The following is a 20,086-nucleotide window of genomic DNA, read 5'->3' on the forward strand; positions in this document are numbered from 1 at the left end:
TCCTCGTCCCACTTATGGCCGGTCTGGAGGCTCCACACCAGCCGTAAGTGGGACGAGGTCCGGCGCGAAAGGAACCACCGCACCATGACCATCGATCTCACCCAGCGTCTGCGCGATCGCGTCGCCATCGTCACCGGCGGTGCCAGCGGCATCGGCCTCGCCACCGCCCGTCGGTTCGCCGCCGAGGGCGCGCGCGTCGTGATCGCCGACCTCGACGAGGCCACCGGTACCGCCGCGGCCGAGGAGGTCGGCGGGGTGTTCCGGCAGGTGAACGTCGCCGACGAGGCATCCGTCGACGCCCTGTTCGACGGCGTCGCGGCCGACCTCGGCAGCGTCGACATCGCGTTCAACAACGCCGGTATCTCTCCCGCCGACGACGACTCGATCGAGACCACCGAGCTTCCCGCCTGGGATCGCGTGCAAGACGTCAACCTCAAGAGCGTGTACCTCTGCTCGCGCGCGGCGCTTCGTCACATGGTGCCGGCCGGCAAGGGCTCGATCATCAACACGGCCTCGTTCGTCGCACTGCTGGGATCGGCGACCTCGCAGATCTCGTACACCGCGTCGAAGGGCGGCGTCCTCGCGATGACCCGTGAGCTCGGCGTGCAGTTCGCGCGGCAGGGGATCCGCGTGAACGCGCTCTGCCCCGGGCCAGTGAACACCCCGCTCCTCCAGGAGCTGTTCGCCAAAGACCCCGAGCGTGCGCAGCGCCGCCTCGTGCACGTGCCGATGGGCCGGTTCGCGGAGCCCGAGGAGATGGCCGCGGCCGTGGCGTTCCTGGCATCCGACGATGCGTCGTTCATCACCGCGACGGCCTTCGTCGTCGACGGCGGTATCACCAACGCGTACGTCACGCCGCTCTGAGTCGTCGACCGTGACAGGCTGAGACGGTGACCGACGCCCCGCTCGACGACCTGCGCCGGGCCGTCTACCGGCCCGTGCGCAGCGGGAACGCGCTCGAGGACACGACCGCGCGCATCGTGCAGACGGTGCGCCTGGGCCTCGTCGCGCCGGGGGAGTCGCTGCCAGCGGAGCGCGAGCTCGCCGCGCTCTACGGCGTCAGTCGCGACACCGTGCGGGAGGCCCTCCGCGAGTTGTCCGACGCGGGGTGGCTCGAGACCCGCCGAGGCCGCTACGGCGGCACGTTCGTCGTCGATCCGGTACCGCGGCCGTCGGGACCGGCGGTCGTGTCGGAGGCCGAGCTGGATGACGTGATCGCGCTACGGGGTGTGCTCGAGCCCGGTGCGGCATGGGCCGCCGCGGCACGCTCGCTGTCGGCGGAGGAGCGCGACGTGCTCTGGGCGCGGCACGAAGCGGCGGCGCGCGCCGAGGGGGCGGACTACCGCCGACTCGACACGCTCCTGCACCTGACGATCGCCGAGGTCGCCGGCATCCCGTCTCTGGTTCCCCTCGTCGCGGACAATCGCGCGAAGATCAACGCCTGGCTCGACACGTTCCCGCTCCTCCCGCGCAACATCGACCACTCCACGTCGCAGCATGCCTCGATCGTGTCGGCGATCCTCGCCGGGAGACCGGATGCCGCCCACGCGGCGATGCGCGACCACCTGGCTGGCTCGGAAGCACTGCTGCGAGGGTTCTTGGCGTAGCGACCGCGGGGTGCCGGGGCCGGGGCCGGGGTGCTGCGCGGTCGGGCTCGGGGCCGCGAGCGCGGTCGGGGCCGAGGTCGGGGGCGGGTGCGGGGCGCCGGGGTGCTGGGGCGGGCGCGGGGCGCCGGGGTGCGGGGGCGGGCGCGGGGCGAGGGGAGGAGTTGGGACGGAGGGAGGATGCACGCGGCGTTCGAGTCCTCCGGTCGCCGCATCTCCTCCGTTGGGCACGGGAGGCCGCGGCGTCGGGTGCCTTGTGTGGACTCCGGGGGCTGATGCGCGCCGGCGGGGTAAGGGGCCAGCGGGGCGAGGGGAGGAGTTGGGACGGAGGGAGGATGCGCGTGGCGTTTGGGTCCTCCGGTCGCCGCATCTCCTCCGTTGGGCACGGGAGCGGGCCGTGGATAGGCTCGGAGGATGGCCGCGGGCAAGAAACGCAAGGGGAAGAAGGTCGATGTGGAGTTCAAGAACACCGCGCTGACCGACGCGCTTCAGACGCAGGACATGGCCGCGATCGCCTTCGCCCTGCGGCACGGCCCGACCGTCGTCCCGCTGATGAGGGCCGGCGACGCCGACAACCCGCTCGACATGGGCGAAGTGTGGACCTACCGCGACCCGAACACCGGCCAGGTCGCGCTGCTGCTGTTCAGCGACGCGGCACACAAGCCCGCGACCCTGCCGCCGCACGTCGCCCTGCAGTCGCCGCAGTGGCTGCGGACCTTTCTCGGCATGCACGAGGAGGAGCTCACGACGGTGTTCATCGACATCGCGGGTCCGCACCCCATCCAGGCCAGCCCCGCCGATCTGATCGCGGCGCTCGACGCTTGAGCGTCGCTCGGGGTTTCTCCCGGTCGAGTGTCCAAAACACCCGGAGCCCGCGGAAAATCTCCCGGGTGTTGTGGACACTCAACCGCGCGGCCGGGCCGCGAGCGGAGTTCGGCGCCGCGGGCGAGTGAGGCGTGCGCGAACGGCCGCGTGTGCCGGGCTCCGGAGGTGCGGGGGAGAGCGTGCGCCGCACGGAGGACGTTGCGCAGCAGGGGCCGCGAGGCTCCGGAGCGCGGGCGTGGGTGCACTGGGCCGCGGGGGCTCCGGGGTGCGGGACGCGGGTGCACTGGGCCGCGGGGGCTCCGGGGTGCGGGACACAGGCGCACTAGGCCGTGGGGCCTCCGGGGTGCGGGACGCGCGCGCGATAGCTCGCGGGTGAAATACGCGAGTCGCGCGGGTGATACGAGAGTGACAGACTCGGGGCATGGAGTACGTGATCACCGCGGCCGTGTGCGCCGCTGGACTCGTCATCCCCGTGGTGCTCGGCATGACGTCGCCGCACCGTCGCCGCCGGTCCGCTCCTCCCGGTCGCTGACCCGCGCTCTACCGAGGCGCCTCGAGGCCGGGGCGGCGGTCGACCGTATCGAGTGTGCGGGGTCAGAAGCCGGGTTCGCTGTCGTCGCGGGGCATGCCGCGAACCTGCAGCTCGTTGAGAGCCTGCGCCAGCTTGCGCGATGAGGCATCGAGCACGGTGTGATAACCGAGGCGATTCGCCTCGGACGCCCGCTGCGCGGCCTGGGTGACGTTGCGGATCTCGCCCGTCAGCGTCAGCTCACCGATCGCCGCGAGGCGCTTCGACACTTTGCGGTTCTTCACGGCGTTCGCCACGGCGATCGCGATCGCGAGGTCGGCCGCGGGCTCCACGAGTCGGACGCCGCCCACCGTGGAGACGTAGACGTCGCGGTCGGACAGCGTGAGGCCCATCCGGCTCTCGAGCACCGCCAGCACCATGGCGACGCGGGACGAATCGACGCCGTTCACGATGCGCCGCGGATTCGGGGCGGTCTGCCGCACAGCGAGGGCCTGGATCTCGACGGGCAGCGCGCGCCGGCCTTCCATCGCGATCGTCACGCACGTGCCCGGTTCGGGCTCGCCGTGTCCGAGGAAGAGCGCGCTCGGATCGGCGACCTCGGCGATGCCGGTGCCGGTCATATCGAAGCAGCCGACCTCGTCGGTCGGTCCGAAGCGGTTCTTGAGCGCTCGCACGAAGCGCAGCGACGTCTGGCGGTCGCCCTCGAAGTGGCAGACGACGTCGACGAGGTGTTCGAGGATGCGCGGGCCGGCGATCGATCCGTCTTTGGTCACGTGGCCGACCAGGATGATCGGCAGTCCGCGCTCCTTCGCAACACGGATGAGGGCGGATGCCACCTCGCGCACCTGCGCGGGCTGGCCCGCCGCCCCGTCGCTGTGGGCCGAGGAGATGGTCTGCACCGAGTCGACGATCAGCAGGCCGGGCTCGACCTGGTCAACGTGGCCGAGGATCGTGGCCAGGTCGGTCTCGGATGCCAGGAACAGCTCGTCGTGCAGGGCGCCCGTGCGCTCGGCGCGCAGGCGCACCTGCGCGGCCGACTCTTCGCCGCTCGCGTAGAGCACGCGTCGACCGGCATGCGCGCTCTTCGCCGCGACCTCGAGCAGCAGCGTCGACTTGCCGACGCCGGGCTCGCCGCTGAGCAGGATCGCCGCCCCCGGGACGATGCCCCCGCCCAGCACGCGGTCGAACTCGCCCACTCCGCTCGTGCGACGCGGGGCGTCTTGCGTGTCGATCTCGGTGATGCGACGCGCCGCGCGCGCGGCACCCGGTGCCACCGGGACGATCGCGCGCACGATGCCCGTCTGCTCGGCGGCCTCGACGACCGTGCCCCACGACTGGCACTCGCCGCAGCGGCCGACCCACTTCAGCGTCGTCCATCCGCACTCGGTGCACCGGTACGGAGCAGGGGCGGTAGCGGGACGTCGGGATGCCATGTGCCCAGGCTACGCGGGGCCTCCGACATCACTGACGGCGAGGCCGTGGCATCCGGAATCCACGGGAGTCAGGGCAGGGGGACGCCGTACTTCTCCGCGGTCTCGTCGAACAGCGCCGCGAGGCGGGGCCAGCGGTCCTCGTCTCCGAACCGTTCGCGCGCGGCCGCGAACTGGGCGGCCGCCTCTGAAGAGCGGCCGGTCGCGCAGTACCAGGCGAAGAGGTCGTCATCGAGGACGTACCCGTTGTCGAGAAGAGTGCGCGCGAGGGAGGGCGCGTCGGTGATCCCGTCGAGGTACGCCACCACATATTCGATCGCCGCCGGGAGCGCGGTACCGAGGGCATCGGCATCCCGTTCCACGTCGACGCGGTCGGTCGGCCAGTCGCTGACCTCCTCGAACCGGGTCTCGAACTGCGCGTTCGCGCGGGTCAGATCGTCGGGGACCGCGCGCCCGATCGCGCGATCGAACTCCGCGACGTACGCCCGTGCGTTGACGTAGAACCGGACGCTGCCGGCGCTGTTGCCGTGGCTCCGCTGAACGTCGATCTCGTGCACGATGCCGTCGCCGACACGGGTCCAGACGTACCTCTTCTTGCGGAATCCGTGTCGCTTGAGCACCCCGCCGATCGCGGCGACGGCCTCGGCGAAACGATCCTCGAGCTCGCTCATACGCCGATGCTACCGATGCGGATCAGCCGCGCAGCGAGTCGGCGACGGTCGTCAGCGCGTCGGCGGAGCGGCGTAGAAGCGCCAGCTCCGGGTCGGAGAACGGGGTGCCTGCCAGGGGAACGGCACCCTTCGCGCTCACGATGGAGGGGACCGACAGGGCCATGCCGCTGATGCCGTGGAAGTCCTCGAGAACGGTGCTGACGGGCAGGATCGCGTGCTCGTCGCGCAGAATCGCCTCGACGATTCGGGCGCTCGACAGGCCGATCGCGTAGTTCGTGGCGCCCTTGCCCTGGATGACCTTGTAGGCGGCGTCGCGGACGTCGACGGCGATGGCATCCAGCTCGTCCTTCGTGAAGCGTCCGCCGTCGGGGAGGTCGTACTCGGTGATCGGGATCGATCCGATCGTCGCGGTGGACCAGAGCGGGAACTCGGTGTCGCCGTGCTCGCCGACGATCCAGGCGTGAACGCTCGAGGTGGCGACTCCCGCGCGCTGCGCGAGCTTCCAGCGCAGGCGCGAGGTGTCGAGCACGGTGCCGGAGGCGAAGATGCGACGGGTCGGGAGTCCGGTCGCCTCCTGCGCGAGGACGGTCAGGACGTCGCACGGGTTGGTGACGATGACGTAGACCGCGTTCGGGGCGACCTCGAGCAGCTTCGGCATCATGTCGCGGATGATGCGCGCGTTCGTCGCGGCGAGCTCGGTGCGCGTCTGGCCGGGGTTCTGCTTCGCGCCGGCGGTGATGACGACGACGTGCGAGCCCTCGGCCACCGAGACGTCGCTGCCGCCCACGATGTCGCTCGAGCCGGTGAACTGCGTGCCGTGCGCGAGGTCGAGAACCTCTGCCTCGACCTTCGCCTCGGCGATGTCGTACAGCGCCACGTGCCGTGCCGACCCCCGGATGAGAGCGGCGTATGCGACGCTCGCCCCCACGCTTCCCGCGCCCACGACCGTCAGCTTGGAGTTCTCGATCACGCTCATGACTCGATCCTGGCAGCGGGGTGGGACCGGTGCCAGGGCGGTCGTTCGACGGTGGATGAACGGATGCCGTGGGGTCGGGGTACCGGTCGGTTCCGGCCCAGTGGGGTGGCGCGGCGGGTGGGGTGAGCCGGGCGGGGGCCGGCGCGGCGGCCGGTGCGGGCCGTGGGCGGGCCGAAACTCCTGAGTTTCTGTATGGACCGACTGCGGAGAGGTCTCGGGGTGCCCGCGGGGGCCATTTCTCAGGAGTTTCGCCCGCGTCGGGGTCGGAGTGATGCCCGGATTCGCGGCATCCGGTCATCTGTCGTAAGCTGGTCGGCGGTGACGTGTCCGAGCGGCCGAAGGTGCAACTCTCGAAAAGTTGTGTAGGGTAACCCCCTACCGTGGGTTCAAATCCCACCGTCACCGCCATTTTCACCAGGTCAGCCCCGCTTTCGAGCGGGGCTGACCTGCGTTACGGAGCGGTCGGTCCGGCAGGAGTGGCGTCATCGGCGGTCGCTTGGGACCGTTCGAGCGAGCGTCGGTACTGACGCCGGAACGACCCTCGGATGCCGAGAACCCCTTGTCTGCGAGGGGCTCCGCCGAGCCATCTCGTGCGGGGGAGGGCGATGTCTCCCCAGGCGGCCGCCTTCCTCACGGCGACGGCGACCCACCAGACCAGCAGGATGCTCATGAGCACCGGCGCCGCGCCCGTGAGAACGGGGACGTTGACGACGTCGTCACCCAGGAGAGCGGTCGGCTGGAAAGCGGCCCGTGTCCGGCCCGTGCCATCGGTCCACCCGTTGAGGTAGACGTGCCTCTGGACGATCGTTCCATCGTCGCTGATCCACGACCCGAAGGGACGGCAACCTCCCCGCGGCCGCTGTTCGCACCCCTGCTGGGTGAAGGTACCCCACACCCGTGGTTGCCCGAGATCGATCAGGCTGGCGATCAAGATCGCCGTGATGGCAACCGTGAGGGCGCCGGCCACGACGTAGAAGGCGATCTGACCGAAACGCAGCCATCGAGCGCCCCCACGCTGCCAGCGCTCCAAGAAGCGGTCGTATGCCGCGTGCGGGTGCGGCGCGGGTGTCGGCACGAACGCGACTCTAGCGGTCGCCCACCCGTGGACGCGCACCGCTCTTCGGGCTGCTCTCGTTCTTCACGAGTCGGGAGCAGAACTCGCGTCGCGCCTGCCGCAGGCGTCGCGTTGCTACGGTGAAGGATCGGCCGAGGAGGCGCCCATGGCGAAAGAACGAGCGGCTGTCGGGCCGTGCACATCGTGGCCGGAGGACAGTGCCTTCATCCGGGAGGTCCTGGACCGCATCGGTGACAAGTGGACCGTTCTCGTGCTCACCACGCTCGGGGATCGGACGCTCCGCTACTCGGATCTGATGGCCAGCATCCCCGGAGTCTCGCAGCGGATGCTCACGGTGACACTGAAAGCACTCGAGCGGGACGGTCTCGTCGCGCGGCAGGCGTATGCGGAGATCCCTCCGAGGGTGGAGTATCGCGCGACCGACCTGGGGAGGTCGCTCCAGCGCGCCGTCCTACAGCTCTCCCAGTGGGCCGTCGAGAACCACTCCGCGGTCGCGGCGAACAGGGCGCTTCACGAGCGCGTCGGCGTCGGAAGAGCCGGGGTGAAGGGCGCCCCCGAGGCGCTCGCCGAGTGATCTGACCGCTTCCGGGTCGCGCGACCCCGGCGCTGAGCGACGAACTTCCCCCTTCGTCAGGCACTCGAAAGTGCCTTTTGTACGCGTTCGACAACAGTTCGATGATGTTGTTACGCACTACAAGTGAGGTGGAAATGATGGCCGACAGCATCCTGTCCGAAACATCGCGACACGTCGTGATCGAGGTCTGGACGGACCTGGGCTGCCCCTGGTGCTACGTGGGCAAGCATCGGCTCCAGGAGGCCATCGCGGATCGCCCGGACAGCGACCGATTCGTGCTGCGTCTGCGTTCGTTCGAGCTGAACCCGGGCGCGCCGAAGACGCCCGAGACGATCGAGAGTGCGTTCATCCGATCGCACGGCGGAGACGCGCAGGTCGTCGTTCAGGCCGAGCGGCGGATACAAGCCCTCGCGCAGAGCGAGGGTCTCGCGTTCTCGGTCGATCGGCTCAACGCGAACACGTTCGACTTCCACCGTGTCTTCCAGTACGCGCAGGAACAGGGCGTCGGGGTCGAGTTCTTCTCGCTGGTGCAGGACCGCTTCTTCGCGGGGGAGCTCAACCCGTTCGCGCCTGACGCTCTCGCCGCGGCCGGTGCCGAGGTCGGCCTCTCCGAGGGTCGAGTCCGCGAGGTCCTGGCGGGGGATGAGTACGCGGCGGACGTCCGCGCGGACATCGAAGAGGGTCAGCGCCTCGGCGTTCGGGGGGTTCCCTTCGCCGTGTTCGATCGCCGCCTCGCCGCCTCGGGTGCCCAGTCCGTCGACGGATACGCTCGCGCACTCGCGCAGACCGTCACCGACGCTTCGGCGGGTGCGGCATGAGCGGCGGATCCGATCGACCGCTCACGCTGCAGCCGGTCGGCGATGACAGGGCCGCGTTCTGCGACCCGGAATCCGGCGACGTGTGCGTCATTCCGGAAACGACCTCGATCTAAGAAGGAACGCGACATGAATTCCAGATACCTCGGGGCGACGGGCATCTCCGTCTCCGACACCGCGCTGGGCACGATGAACTTCGGCGGTTTCGGCAACACCGATCGGGCCGAAGTCGCGCGGATGATCCATACCGCGATCGACGCGGGGATCTCGCTCATCGATACCGCCGACCGTTACGGCGACGGAGAATCCGAGCGAATCGTCGGCGAGGCCATCCGCGGTCGTCGCGACGAGGTGGTGCTGGCGACGAAGTTCGGGCTGCCGGACACCCCGGACCCCAATCGTCGAGGCGCCTCCCCACGATGGATCCGTCGCGCCGTCGAGGCGAGCCTGCAACGGCTCGGCACTGATCACATCGATCTCTACCAGCTGCACCGCTACGACTGGAACACCGGTCTCGACGAAACCCTCGGAGCTCTCTCCGATCTGAAGAGCGCCGGGCTCATCCGTGCTTTCGGGCACTCGATGTTCCCCGCCGAGAAGATCGTCGAGGCCCAGTGGATCGCCGACCGTCGCGGCCACGCGCGCTTCGTGACGGAACAAGCGCGCTACTCCCTGCTCAACAGACGAGTCGAGACGTCCGTCCTTCCCACGGCGCGGCGTTACGACATGGGTGTTCTGACGTTCAGCCCGCTGGCGAACGGGTGGCTGAGTGGCCGTGATCTGTCCGAGAACAGCCGTGCGCGCCTCAGCCCCGGCATGTTCGACCGTGCCGATCCCGCCAACGCCCGCCGGTGGCGCATCGTCGAACAGCTGAAGGACGTCGCATCCCAGGCCGGCATGACTCTGCCGCACCTGGCGACGGCCTTCGTGCGCGTTCATCCCGCCGTCACCGCCGTGATCGTCGGACCACGGACGCCGGCGCAGCTCGATGACCTCATCGTCGCAGCCCAGACCACCCTCACCGCTGATGTCCTCGACGCCGTCGACGCGATCGTGACACCCGGGTCGGAGACCCTCCCTGCTGACTACCTCACCGACCCGCCCTCGCTGAGCGACCCGACACAGCGTCGCCGCTGACCCCCTCCTACGAAGAAGAGATATGCCCACCATCGCCATCATCGGAGCCGGTCCCGGACTCGGCCTCGCCCTCGCTCGCACGTTCGGCTCGAAGGGCTTCAGCGTGGCCCTCATCGCACGCAACCGAGAGAAGCTCGATGCCCTCGTCGACACTCTCGCGGGAGGGGGCATCACGGCTGCCGCGTTCCCCGCCGACGTTCTGGATCGACCATCCCTCACGGCCGCCCTCGAGGCGGTGGCGGAACGATTCGGGGGCATCGACGTCCTCGAGTACTCACCCGCGGATGCCGCCTCCGGACCGCTCGCCCCCGTCGACGTCCGCAATGCCGCCCCCGAAAATGTCCAGCCCCAGATCGAGTACTACCTCTACGGCGCCATGACGGCAACGGCAGCGGTTCTGCCGGCGATGGTGGCTTCCGGCGCGGGGACCATCATCGTCACCACGGGCGCAGGCTCCATCTATCCCGTGCCCATGTTCGGAAACATCACCCCCGGCGGTGCTGCTCTGCGCAACTGGGCGCTCAACCTGGGCCACGCGCTCTCTGCGGACGGGAGTGGCGTGCACGTCGCCCATGTCGCCATCGGCGTCTGGATCACGGACCAGGCGCCCGAGGGCGTGGCCAGTATGACCGCGGACGAGATCGCGCCCCTGTATTGGGAGCTCGCCACGGACCGGGCGGTACATGAACTCGTCGTCCGGAAGTAATCCACGAACCATAGAAGGCACACCTCGTGATCACCCTCCTCGTGCTGGGCGGCAGCGGCCGCACCGGAAAGCACGTTCTCACCCAAGCGGTCGAACGCGGTCACCGCGTCCGCGCCCTCGTGCGCAATCCTGACTCGGTCTCGGCACCTGCGGGCGTCGAGCTCGTGGCGGGGACGCCCTCCCGCATCGACGACATCCGCCGTGCGGCAGACGGTGTCGATGCGGTGGTGAGCGCCCTGAACAACTCCCGTGCGAGCGACAACCCCTGGGCGAAACCCGTCAGCCCGCCCATGTTCATGACCGACGCGACACGCGACACCCTCACGGTGATGAACGAGAACGGCATCCGCCGTCTCTCCGTCGCCTCCACCCTGGGAGCGGGTGACTCCTGGCGCACCCTCAACCCCCTGTTCAAAGGACTCATCAAGACATCGGGGATCCGTCACGGCTACACGGATCACCACGGCGTCGACGAGGTGGTGCGCGCCTCGGATGCGGAGTGGGTGATGGCTCGCTCCGTCGCCCTCACCGACGCGCCGCCGCGTGGGCCGCTCCGGGCTGCTCTCGCCGGCGCGGAGAAGCCAGGGCTCAGCATCAGTCGCGTCGAGGTGGCGCGGTTCCTGCTCGACGCTCTCCAGGACGACACCTGGCTCCGGCAGGCGCCGCTGATCTGGAATCAGCGCGGGCCTCGGGATGCCTCGACTCGAACCCCTCTGTCTGGAAGGAACTGACGCATGGTGATCGCCTATTGGATCGTTGCCGGTCTGCTCGCCCTCGCCTATCTTGCCGCCGGCGCGCAAAAGGCTTTCCGCGCCCCTGCCGCGCTCGTGGCCTCGGGCATCGGATGGGCCGGCGACGTGCCGCTGTTGGCCGTCCGAGCGATCGGGATCGTCGAGATCCTCGGCGCGATCGGTCTCATCCTGCCGCCCCTCGTGGGCGTCGCACCGATCCTGGCTCCCCTGGCGGCCGTCGGGCTCGTCCTCGTCCAGGTGGGTGCGGTGGTCTTCCATCTTCGCCGCGGGGAGAGCAAGGTTCTGCCGATGAATCTCGTCCTCCTGCTGATGGCCGTCGTCGCCGGCGCCCTCGGCTTCATCCTCTGGACGTGATGGGCGATCGCGCTCGCCCGGCGACACGGCGAGGGCGGGTCCCCGGGACGCGGATGGAGAACTCCTGGCGCGTCGTCATCACCGGTGAGAAGCTGACCCCGCGCGCCACGACGTCCGCGCGAACACGAGAGAACGGAGTCCTTCATGTCGACCACGGACAACACGCAGCTCGTCGTCTCGTTCTACGAGCAGGCGTTCAATGCCGGTCAACCCGAAGAAGCCGCCGCGCGAGCCCTCGGCGAGACGTATACCCAGCACAACCCCGGTGCGCAGGACGGGCCCGCCGCCTTCATCGGATACACGCACTGGCTGCGCGGACAGTTCCCCGATCTTCACCTCGACATAAAGCGTGTGATCGCGGACGACGACATGGTCGTCACCCACAGCAACCTCCACCTCGCCCCCGGCGATCGGGGTATGGCCGTCGCGGACTTCTGGCGTCTCGAGGACGGCAAGATCGTCGAGCACTGGGATGTCGTTCAAGAGGTGCCCGAGGAATCGGCGAACGACAACACGATGTTCTGATCACCCGCACGGTGGCCGGCTGACCTGCGCACGGTCGACGACGCGTTCAGCTGTTTGAACGCCCCCCCTCCGGAGATGGTGGGGGAGGCGGGGCGATCGACGTCGTGAAGCGTGAGGGGTGCGCGGTGGCGGTGCAACGCGCTTGTCGTCACGCGCGGGCGCGTCCATCCGGCCCGCCGATCACCCGCATCACGACGGCCGATGAGGAAAACCATCCGGTCCGGATAACGTAGAAGTGAAACGATTCACATCGCGGTGACTCTCCTCCTCACGGTGCCGGCGCGCGTAGCAGCCGTCGAACTCTTCGCCCGGCCCCGCGGAGGCCTGGACGCCGCGGGACTCCATCCAGCGAAGGATCAGCGCATGAGGAAGACGCCGCCCGTTGTCACGCGACCGAATGCGCGGGTCTCCCGTCGAGTGCTCGTCGCCCGTGCGGTGCTGGTGGGATCGCGCGCATGATCGCGCTCACGAACCTCCGTGTCGAGCAGATGGAACGGCCGATCGGCCTGTGGACTCGGCATCCGCGATTCTCCTGGTGGATCGATGCGGGGGAGGAGACGGGGCTCATCCAGACGGCCTACGAGCTGGAGATCAAACACGCGGGGGACGCCGCATGGCGGACGGGTCGCATCGAATCACGCGACTCGGTGCTGGTCGCCGTCGAGGGGTTCTCGGCGCGCTCCGCCACGGCGTACCGCTGGCGCGTCAGATGCTGGATGAACGCCGCGACCGAACCCACCGCCTGGGCCGAATCGAGCTTCGAGACCAGCCTGCTCGACGCGGAAGACTGGCGGGCGCGTTGGATCGAACCGCGTCAGCTGCCGGTGCGCCCCGACGGTGCGGCGACTTTCGCGGAGCTGTTCAGCCTCCGCATCGACACTCCTCCCGAGGAGCGCCTCCTTCCCACCCCCTATCTCCGCCAACGGTTCCGTGTGGAGGAGCAACCGGTCCGCGCGCGGCTGTACGCGACGGCTCACGGCATCTACCACGCGGAGATCAACGGCGCGCCGGTGTCGGATGAGATCTTCGCGCCGGGCGTCGAGAGCTACGACATCCACCTGTCGTTCCAGACCTTCGACGTCACCGACCGTCTCGCGGTGGGCGAGAACGTCTTGGGCGTCGTGCTGTCCGACGGATGGTACGCCGGGCGGGTCGGCATCCTGGGATCCAGTCGCGGTTACGGGGAGACGTTGCAGGCTCTCTGGCAGCTCGAGGTCGAGTACCCCGGTGACCGCCGCGAGACCGTCACCTCGGACGGGACGGTGGTCTCGTCCACCGACGGACCCGTCCGCTACGCCGACCTCGCGGTGGGAGAGCTCCACGACGCCCGTGTCGCGTGGGACGACTGGAGCACGCCCGACTTCGATGACACCGCGTGGGAACCCGTGGCGGTCGTACACGCGGAACAGTCGCTCCTCCCGTTCGTCGGTGAGCCGGTCCGACGCGTCGTGGAGGTGCCCGCGGAGCGGATCGTGCGGACCCCCGCCGGGGAACGCGTCGTCGACTTCGGGCAGGTGATCGCCGGACGCGTGCGGTTCCGGGTGCGGGGAGAACGCGGGAGCATCGTCCGCCTGGAGCACTCGGAGGTGCTCGACCAGCACGGCGACTTCTTCGCCAACATCGTCGGACCGAACAAGGACCAGACCGACGTCTACATCCTTCGCGGCGATCCCGAGGGCGAGACGTGGGAGCCGGCGTTCACCTTCCACGGATTCCGGTACGTCCGGATACAGGGATTCCCGGGTGACGCGAACCCGGAGGACTTCACAGCCGTCGTGACGGCATCCGATCTTCCGGTGATCGGACACCTCGAGACATCCGACGCGCGTCTGAACCGCCTGCACGAGAACGTGCGGTGGAGCCAGCGCGCGAACTTCCTGTCGATCCCGACGGATTGCCCCCAGCGCGAACGATACGGCTGGACGGGCGATCTGCAGGTCTTCGCCGAGACGGCCGCGACCAACATGTCGGTCGGCCCGTTCCTGACGCGGTGGCTGCGGATCGTCCGTGACGACCAGCTGCCCGACGGGCAGATCATGAACATCTCGCCGAGCCCGCCGCAGCTGGATCATCTCCTGGACGGACCGCCGCCGAGCTACGACGACGCGATCATGCTGCTGGCGTCGTCGGCGGGATGGGGGGACGTCATCGCGCTCGCCCCTCTCGTGCTGTTCGAGCACTTCGGCGATCGCCGGGTGCTGGCCGAGAACTACCCCGCGATGGTCGCCTGGACGCAGTACCAGATCGAGAGCGCGCGCTCCGGTGTTCCGCCGCGCCTGCGCGAGGCGTCCCTCACCCCCTCCGAGCGGGAGCGGCAGCGCGCGCTCTGGAACAATCAGCCCAACTTCGGCGACTGGCTCGCCCCCAGCACCCTCCGTGGCCCGGACGCGAGCCAGATGAACGCTCCGCGGCGCACGGGCGAGGTCATCGGTTCGCTCTACCACGGGCACCTCCTGGATGCGATGGCGCGCATCGCCGACATCCTCGAACGTCCGGACGATCGGGATCGCTACGCCGCCCGCGCCCGCGCCGCCCGCACGGCGTTCGCCGAGGAGTACATCGACGCCGACGGTGTCATCCCGGGCGGGCTCCAGGGGCCGTACGTGGTCGCGCTCGCGTTCGACTTCGTGCCCGAGCGGAAGAAGGCCGCCGTCGTGGCCCGGCTCATCGAGCTCATTCACGAGGCCGAGGACCACCTCGACACGGGGTTCCTGTCCGTGGCCTTCCTGCTGGACGCCCTGTGGGAGAACGGGCATCGCGACCTGGCGTACACCCTCCTCCTGCAGGACACCGCGCCGTCGTGGCTGTACCAGGTCGATCGCGGAGCGACGACCATGTGGGAGGGCTGGGAGGCGATCACACCGGACGGGACCGTGACCGACCTCTCGTTCAACCACTACGCGTTCGGCTGCGTCGACGACTGGTTGTACCGCCGACTGGGTGGTCTGCAGCTCGAATCGCCCGGATACCGGGAGTCCCGCGTCGCTCCCGACGTCGAGGGACCGCTCACCGGCGCCGCGGCCCACATCGACACGCCCTACGGGCGGCTGGCGTCGCGGTGGTCCCGGCGTGCCGACGGGCGCGTCGAGATGGAGGTCGTCGTCCCGGCGAACACGACGACGACGATCGAACTCCCGGACGGTGCGCGCAACATCGATGTCCACGGAGCGGCCGCCGGCCCGGCGAGCGGCGGGCGCATCCGGAGCGGTTCCGGCGTCGTGACGGTCGCCTACGACCTGACGACGGCGACCCGCGACCCCGGGAAAGAGGCCGGGTCCGCTCTCACCGCGCCTCGATGAACGCCCGCACCGCGGCCGCGGCACCGGGAGCAGCACGATACGTGTGCTCGGCCGCGGGGAAGAAGCCCTCGCGCACCTCGCGCGCGTACGTCTCGACACCCTCCACCATCGCGTCGCCGAGAGCGGCGTAGCGCTTGACGAAGACGGGGGCGCGGCCCTCGGTGATGCCGAGCAGGTCGTGCTGGACGAGCACCTGTCCGTCGGCGTCTCCCGCGCCGATGCCGATGACGGGGATGCGCAGTGCCCGGCGGATCTCGGCGACGACATCGGCGGGAACGGCCTCGATCACGATCGCGAACGCTCCGGCATCCTGCGCAGCGAGGGCGTCACGGGCCACCCGGATCGCCTCGTCGTCGGTACGCCCCTGGGCTCGGAGGCCGCCGAGTGCGGTCGCGGTCTGCGGGGTCAGGCCGACGTGGCCGACGACCGGGATGCCGGCCTCGACGATCGCCCGCAGGCGTGACAGGCGCGAAGGGTTCGCGCCCTCGATCTTGACCGCGTCGGCGCCGGCCTCGTGGACGAAGCGGACCGCCGTCGCGACCGCCTGCTCGTCGCTGAGCTCGGTCGTCCCGAACGGCAGATCGCACACCACGAGCGGGGTCTGCACCGCTCGGCGCACGGCTTTCGAGAGCGTCAGCATCTCGTCGAGGGTCACCGAGGTGGTGTCGGGGTGTCCGAGCACCACCTGTGCCCCGGAGTCACCGACGAGCACGATGTCGACTCCCGCGCGCTCGGCCACGCGGCCCGACGGGAAGTCGTACGCCGTCACCATGACGACCGGCGTGCCGGCTTCGGCGAGCTCGCGGAGGCGGCGGAGCGTGACCCGGGGGCGCGTCACGACACACTCCCGGTCACCGTGATGAGATCGTCCACGCCGAGGACCACGTTGTCGATGAGTCTCACCTCTCCCACCCGGACGGCGAGCGCGAGCAGCGTCGGGGTCTCGGCGGTCGCGATCGGCTCGAGACTGTCCGCGTCGACCGCCTCGACGTACTCGGGTTCGAGTCCCGCCCCGCGCAGTTCGTCGCGCACGACGGTCGTGAGGCGGTGAGGATCGCGGATGCCGGAGGCGAAGGCATCCTGTGCCGCTCGAAGCGCGCGCGGGATGACGGCCGCGACATCGCGCTCTTCGGCCGAGAGCCGGGTGTTGCGGCTGGAACGCGCGAGACCGTCGTCGTCGCGCGAGGTCGGGCGCGCCACGATCTCGACGGGGATGCCGAGATCGCTCACCATGCGGCGCACGACGACGACCTGCTGCGCGTCCTTCGCGCCGAAGTACGCGCGGTCGGGCTGCACCGCGAGGAGGAGCTTGGCGACGACCGTGGCGACTCCGTCGAAGTGCGAGCGGCCGCGGACGGCGCCCTCCAGCGTTCCCGTGATCGCCCCGGCGACCGAGACGCTCGTCGCGAAGCCCGCGGGGTACATCTCGGCGGGCGAGGGGGCGAACACGAGGTCCGTGCCGGCTTCAGCGGCCAGCGCGACGTCGGCTTCTTCGGTGCGCGGGTAGGCGGCGAGGTCGGCGGCTTCGCCGAACTGCGTCGGATTCACGAAGATCGACAGGACCACGGTGGCGTTCTCGGACCGCGCGGTGCGAAGGAGCGAGAGGTGACCCTCGTGCAGGGCGCCCATCGTCGGGACGAACCCGATCGTCTCGCCGCGGAGGGGGGAGAGGGCCGCGCGCAGGTCTGCGATGGTGCGCACGATGCGGATGCTCATGAGGTCGTCTCGATTCCGGTTCGTTGCGTGGCGGCGAGGTCGCGGGTGGCGTCGACGAGCGCGTCGAAGAGGGCCAGACGGTCCGGCAGGCGCTCGCTGATCGCTCGGCGCTGCCGCGCGATCGTGGCCGCATCGCCGCGGGAGACCGGTCCGGTGAGCGCGGCCGCGGCTCCGCGATCCGCCCAGTTGTCGACCGCGGCGCGAACGAGGGGGACGAGGGCTTCCCGCTCGACTCCCGCGGTCGCCGCGAGCTGCTCCGCCATCCCCTCGAGAGTGACCAGGAAGTTCGCCGCGATCGAGGCGGCCGCGTGGTACGCCGCGCGGTCCGCGTCGTGGACCTCGACGCCCGTCATGCCCAGGACCTCCGCGAGGGCGGAAGCGATCGCGGAGGCCCCCGGCGAGGTCGCCGAGAGGGCGGCCGTGACGCCCGCGAACGATGTCCCCGCGCCGGTGACCGTCATCAGGGGATGGATGCTGAACGCCTCGTGCGGGTGCAGGACCGACAGGTCGAGCGAGCCGGAGAGGTGGCCGACGACCCGGCCGGGCGCGATCGCGCGCGCGGCCGACGCGATCTCGGCATCCGGAACGGCGAGGAGGACGATCCCCGCGTCCGCGCCGGACTCGCCCCGCCCCGCGGGGCCCGCGACGGGGACCCCCGCCTCCTCGAGGGAGGGGACGAGCGCACGACCCATCCGGCCGTCGCCGACGACGAGGAGGGGCCCGGAGAGCGTGAGGGCGGAGGGGAGGGGCTGCGGTGTCATGTGCGTGGGGTGACAGCCGCGGAGGCGGCTTCGCCGTTGTCAACCGTACTCGCTTACCAGGATGGCCGGTGAGGCGGAGAGGTCGGCTGCCGCTCGGCCGCTGCCACGCAGCGGGTGAATCAGTGATGCAGACAGCGCCTGGTCCATCTACCCTGTTTGTATGCAAACGTTGAGCTCGGATCGGGCGTACACGACGCCGATCTACACCCTCTCCGAGGCCGCCCACATCATCCGAGCACCCGCCTCGTCGTTCGGGCGCTGGGCGCATGGGCATGCATTCCGCCAGCGGAACGGCCGGGATGAGGGGTGGAGTGATCCCATCCTCACCGGAGTACGAAGCGGCCGAGGGTACACGGTGTCGTTCAACGCGCTCGCAGAGGGGTACATCGTCGAGTCGTTTCGCCGCGCAGGGCTGCCGATGGCGCGCATCCGTCCCGCGGTCGAGATCCTTCGGACGGAGCTAGGGCTCGAGAACGCTCTTCTCAGCGAGAAGTTGAAGACCGACGGCGCGGAGATCTTGATTGAGAACGGAGATCGCGACCTCGTCGTGGTCCGTAACCATCAGGGCGTTTTCCGTGATGTGGTCGACCAGTATCTGCGCACGATCACTTATCGCGATGGTTTCATCCAGTTCCTCCGTCTTCCGACATACGAACGCGCCGATGTCATCGTCGACCCGTTACGAAACTCGGGCCAACCGACGATCGCGCGTCTCGGGGTTCGAGTGGACGACGTCCTCAGCCGACTACGCGCCGGCGACCCCATGACGGACGTCGCCGACGACTTCGGTCTGGATGAGGGTGAACTGACCTCGTTGTTGGTGCAGGCAGCCTGATCGTGCGACGGGCGCGGTTTCTCCTCGATCGTTCCGTGGGAGGTCGTGCGCTGGTTTCGCGCCTGCGAGAGGCGGGGTGGGATGCGCGCACGCTCGCCGAGGAGTACGGAGACGCGGTGGCGCAAGCGATGCGTGACGAAGAATGGATCGCGGCGGGTACACGCTCCGGATACATCCTGCTCGCCAAGGACCACCGTGTCGCCGTACGCCCCCTCGAAGCGCAGGCGATCTACATGAACGATGCCCGCGTCATAGCCTTCGTCCACGGCGACATCACCGCGCAAGAGATGGGCGACCTGTGCCTGCAGCACGAGGCCGCGGTTCACCGCCTGGCGGATGTTCAGGCGCCCTTCGTCTTCTCCCTGGGGCGCGGTGGCCTGCGGCGGAGGAAGCTTTATGCGCCGTGAAGATATCTCGCACCTGCGATGACATGCCGCTCCAGGGGATGCTGAGCAGATCTGTCGGACGCGGGCGGCCCCGTCAGCGCGCCGTCGACAGGCCGGCGACCAGCAGTGCCGGCTCGACGTGCCGGCCGGGTGCGTACTCGGTGCCGCCGATCACGTCGGCGAGATAGTTGGCCGCGCGATCGCCGAGGGCGCTCAGACGAAGATCGATCGTGGTGAGACTGTTGTCGTCCTGGCCGGTGAGGCCGGCGAGATTGTCCATGCCGGTGATCGCGACGTCGGTGGGGACGCGGATGCCGGCCTCGGCGAGGACCCCGGCGACGGCCGTGGCCATCGTGTCGTTGCCGCAGCACACGGCGTCGAACTCCCGACCCGAGGCGACGAGACGCTGGGCGGCCTCGCGGCCCCAGGCCTGCGACCAGTCGCCGCGGTGGACGAGTTCCGGATCCAGCGCGAGACCGGCGTCGGAGAGGGCGTCGGTTAGCCCGGTGAAGCGGTCGCGCGCGGAGCGGTCCTCGTCGGAGGCCGTGACGTGGGCGATGCGGCGGCACCCGATGGAGACGAGGTGTTCGCCGGCGAGGCGGCCCGCGCCGTAACCGTCGTGGAGGAAGGACGCGTCCTCGGCGTCGTCGGAATGGCCGTACGCGTAGACCACCGGCACGGTGAACCCGGCGCTGACGGAGTGGATGTCGGAGCTGGATCCGTCGCCGATGACGAGGAGGCCATCGATGTTGCGAGCGCGGAGCTTGCGCGCGGTCGCGGCGAACAGGGCGCGGTCGAGGTGGGCGTCCGACACGAGCACCGAGAGGTCGCGAGCGCCGAGGGCTGTGGTCGCCCCGGTGAGCACCGGCATCGTGAAAGCGCCGGGCGCGTTGACCGTGAGCACCCCGACAGTGGCGCTGCGTCCCTGGGCGAGGAACTGGCCCAGGGCGTTCGGCTGGTAGTCGAGGCGCTTGGCGACGGACAGGATGCGTTCGCGTGTGGCATCCGAGACCTTGCCCTGCCCGCGCAGCACTTTCGACGCCGTGGGGACGGAAACTCCAGCCAGCGCCGCCACGTCGCGGAGAGAGATCGCGTCTTTGGCCATTGCGGATCGAG

Annotated in this window: 21 protein-coding genes and 1 tRNA gene; 14 read left to right on the forward strand and 8 right to left on the reverse strand. The window is 69.8% G+C overall.

What is annotated here, in order from left to right:
• Nucleotides 1–84: 84 nt before the first annotated feature.
• From ACMW4R_RS05560 to ACMW4R_RS05570, 3 genes are all read left to right on the forward strand, one after another.
• Entirely contained in the window at nt 85–864 is a 780-nt protein-coding gene (locus tag ACMW4R_RS05560) for a 3-oxoacyl-ACP reductase (RefSeq protein WP_058630176.1), read from the forward strand.
• A gap of 26 nt (nt 865–890) precedes the next feature.
• Nucleotides 891–1,607, forward strand: a complete 717-nt coding sequence (locus ACMW4R_RS05565; protein ID WP_058615100.1) for a FadR/GntR family transcriptional regulator — start codon at nt 891–893, stop codon at nt 1,605–1,607.
• Nucleotides 1,608–2,018: 411 nt separating this feature from the next.
• Nucleotides 2,019–2,429 (forward strand): hypothetical protein, encoded by a 411-nt coding sequence (locus ACMW4R_RS05570; RefSeq protein WP_058615330.1) that lies wholly within the window; start codon nt 2,019–2,021, stop codon nt 2,427–2,429.
• 594 nt (nt 2,430–3,023) lie between these two features.
• On the opposite strand, the gene radA is transcribed toward ACMW4R_RS05570, so the two are convergent.
• The 3 genes from radA to ACMW4R_RS05585 all read right to left on the reverse strand — a co-directional run bounded on the left by radA (nt 3,024) and on the right by ACMW4R_RS05585 (nt 6,035).
• Nucleotides 3,024–4,391: a DNA repair protein RadA gene (gene radA / locus ACMW4R_RS05575; RefSeq protein WP_418299381.1), complete on the reverse strand. Its 1,368-nt coding sequence runs from the start codon at nt 4,389–4,391 to the stop codon at nt 3,024–3,026.
• A gap of 68 nt (nt 4,392–4,459) precedes the next feature.
• Nucleotides 4,460–5,059, reverse strand: coding sequence for a DUF4304 domain-containing protein (locus tag ACMW4R_RS05580; protein ID WP_418299382.1), 600 nt, complete (start codon nt 5,057–5,059; stop codon nt 4,460–4,462).
• A gap of 22 nt (nt 5,060–5,081) precedes the next feature.
• Nucleotides 5,082–6,035 (reverse strand): L-lactate dehydrogenase, encoded by a 954-nt coding sequence (locus ACMW4R_RS05585; RefSeq protein WP_418299383.1) that lies wholly within the window; start codon nt 6,033–6,035, stop codon nt 5,082–5,084.
• 317 nt (nt 6,036–6,352) lie between these two features.
• On the opposite strand from ACMW4R_RS05585, the gene ACMW4R_RS05590 reads away from it, so the two are divergent.
• A tRNA-Ser gene (locus tag ACMW4R_RS05590) sits at nt 6,353–6,443 on the forward strand.
• A 43-nt stretch (nt 6,444–6,486) separates the two neighbouring features.
• Here ACMW4R_RS05590 and ACMW4R_RS05595 read toward each other — a convergent pair.
• Entirely contained in the window at nt 6,487–7,110 is a 624-nt protein-coding gene (locus ACMW4R_RS05595) for a hypothetical protein (protein ID WP_418299384.1), read from the reverse strand.
• 145 nt (nt 7,111–7,255) lie between these two features.
• Between ACMW4R_RS05595 and ACMW4R_RS05600 the strand changes: the two genes are divergently transcribed.
• The 8 genes from ACMW4R_RS05600 to ACMW4R_RS05635 all read left to right on the forward strand — a co-directional run bounded on the left by ACMW4R_RS05600 (nt 7,256) and on the right by ACMW4R_RS05635 (nt 15,272).
• Complete coding sequence (locus tag ACMW4R_RS05600; RefSeq protein ID WP_058598047.1) at nt 7,256–7,684, forward strand: winged helix-turn-helix transcriptional regulator; 429 nt, start codon at nt 7,256–7,258, stop codon at nt 7,682–7,684.
• Between the two features lie 137 nt (nt 7,685–7,821).
• Complete coding sequence (locus ACMW4R_RS05605; protein ID WP_418299385.1) at nt 7,822–8,502, forward strand: DsbA family oxidoreductase; 681 nt, start codon at nt 7,822–7,824, stop codon at nt 8,500–8,502.
• Nucleotides 8,503–8,628: 126 nt separating this feature from the next.
• The gene (locus tag ACMW4R_RS05610; RefSeq protein WP_418299386.1) at nt 8,629–9,636 is read left to right on the forward strand and encodes an aldo/keto reductase; all 1,008 of its coding nucleotides are present in this window, start codon (nt 8,629–8,631) and stop codon (nt 9,634–9,636) included.
• Nucleotides 9,637–9,658: 22 nt separating this feature from the next.
• Nucleotides 9,659–10,342 (forward strand): SDR family NAD(P)-dependent oxidoreductase, encoded by a 684-nt coding sequence (locus ACMW4R_RS05615; protein WP_058615054.1) that lies wholly within the window; start codon nt 9,659–9,661, stop codon nt 10,340–10,342.
• 26 nt (nt 10,343–10,368) lie between these two features.
• Nucleotides 10,369–11,073, forward strand: a complete 705-nt coding sequence (locus ACMW4R_RS05620; protein WP_058627627.1) for an NAD(P)-dependent oxidoreductase — start codon at nt 10,369–10,371, stop codon at nt 11,071–11,073.
• 3 nt (nt 11,074–11,076) lie between these two features.
• Nucleotides 11,077–11,448: a DoxX family protein gene (locus ACMW4R_RS05625; protein WP_058598042.1), complete on the forward strand. Its 372-nt coding sequence runs from the start codon at nt 11,077–11,079 to the stop codon at nt 11,446–11,448.
• 144 nt (nt 11,449–11,592) lie between these two features.
• On the forward strand, nt 11,593–11,973 hold the full coding sequence (locus ACMW4R_RS05630; protein WP_058598041.1) for a nuclear transport factor 2 family protein: 381 nt from the start codon (nt 11,593–11,595) through the stop codon (nt 11,971–11,973).
• 455 nt (nt 11,974–12,428) lie between these two features.
• The gene (locus ACMW4R_RS05635) at nt 12,429–15,272 is read left to right on the forward strand and encodes a family 78 glycoside hydrolase catalytic domain (RefSeq protein ID WP_418299387.1); all 2,844 of its coding nucleotides are present in this window, start codon (nt 12,429–12,431) and stop codon (nt 15,270–15,272) included.
• Here ACMW4R_RS05635 and panB read toward each other — a convergent pair.
• From panB to ACMW4R_RS05650, 3 genes are read right to left on the reverse strand one after another with little or no spacing between them, the layout of a single operon-like run.
• Nucleotides 15,256–16,110: a 3-methyl-2-oxobutanoate hydroxymethyltransferase gene (gene panB, locus ACMW4R_RS05640; protein ID WP_418299388.1), complete on the reverse strand. Its 855-nt coding sequence runs from the start codon at nt 16,108–16,110 to the stop codon at nt 15,256–15,258. The two genes, ACMW4R_RS05635 and panB, sit on opposite strands and share 17 nt — an antisense overlap.
• Nucleotides 16,107–16,982 carry a pantoate--beta-alanine ligase gene (gene panC / locus ACMW4R_RS05645; protein ID WP_058627632.1) on the reverse strand — a complete coding sequence of 292 codons (876 nt, stop codon included), beginning with the start codon at nt 16,980–16,982 and terminating at the stop codon, nt 16,107–16,109. Before panC ends, panB begins: the two co-directional genes overlap by 4 nt.
• Before the next feature lie 2 nt (nt 16,983–16,984).
• Entirely contained in the window at nt 16,985–17,749 is a 765-nt protein-coding gene (locus ACMW4R_RS05650) for a DUF2520 domain-containing protein (protein ID WP_418299389.1), read from the reverse strand.
• Nucleotides 17,750–17,909: 160 nt separating this feature from the next.
• Between ACMW4R_RS05650 and ACMW4R_RS05655 the strand changes: the two genes are divergently transcribed.
• Both ACMW4R_RS05655 and ACMW4R_RS05660 read left to right on the forward strand, forming a co-directional pair.
• Nucleotides 17,910–18,584: a DUF433 domain-containing protein gene (locus ACMW4R_RS05655; protein WP_418299390.1), complete on the forward strand. Its 675-nt coding sequence runs from the start codon at nt 17,910–17,912 to the stop codon at nt 18,582–18,584.
• Between the two features lie 2 nt (nt 18,585–18,586).
• Complete coding sequence (locus ACMW4R_RS05660) at nt 18,587–18,991, forward strand: hypothetical protein (RefSeq protein WP_418299391.1); 405 nt, start codon at nt 18,587–18,589, stop codon at nt 18,989–18,991.
• 73 nt (nt 18,992–19,064) lie between these two features.
• Here ACMW4R_RS05660 and ACMW4R_RS05665 read toward each other — a convergent pair whose 3' ends face one another.
• Entirely contained in the window at nt 19,065–20,075 is a 1,011-nt protein-coding gene (locus ACMW4R_RS05665; protein WP_058615049.1) for a LacI family DNA-binding transcriptional regulator, read from the reverse strand.
• Between the last annotated feature and the right edge of the window lie 11 nt (nt 20,076–20,086).

The sequence above is a fragment of the Microbacterium sp. S1037 genome, from assembly GCF_048381605.1.
GTDB lineage: Bacteria > Actinomycetota > Actinomycetes > Actinomycetales > Microbacteriaceae > Microbacterium > Microbacterium testaceum_B.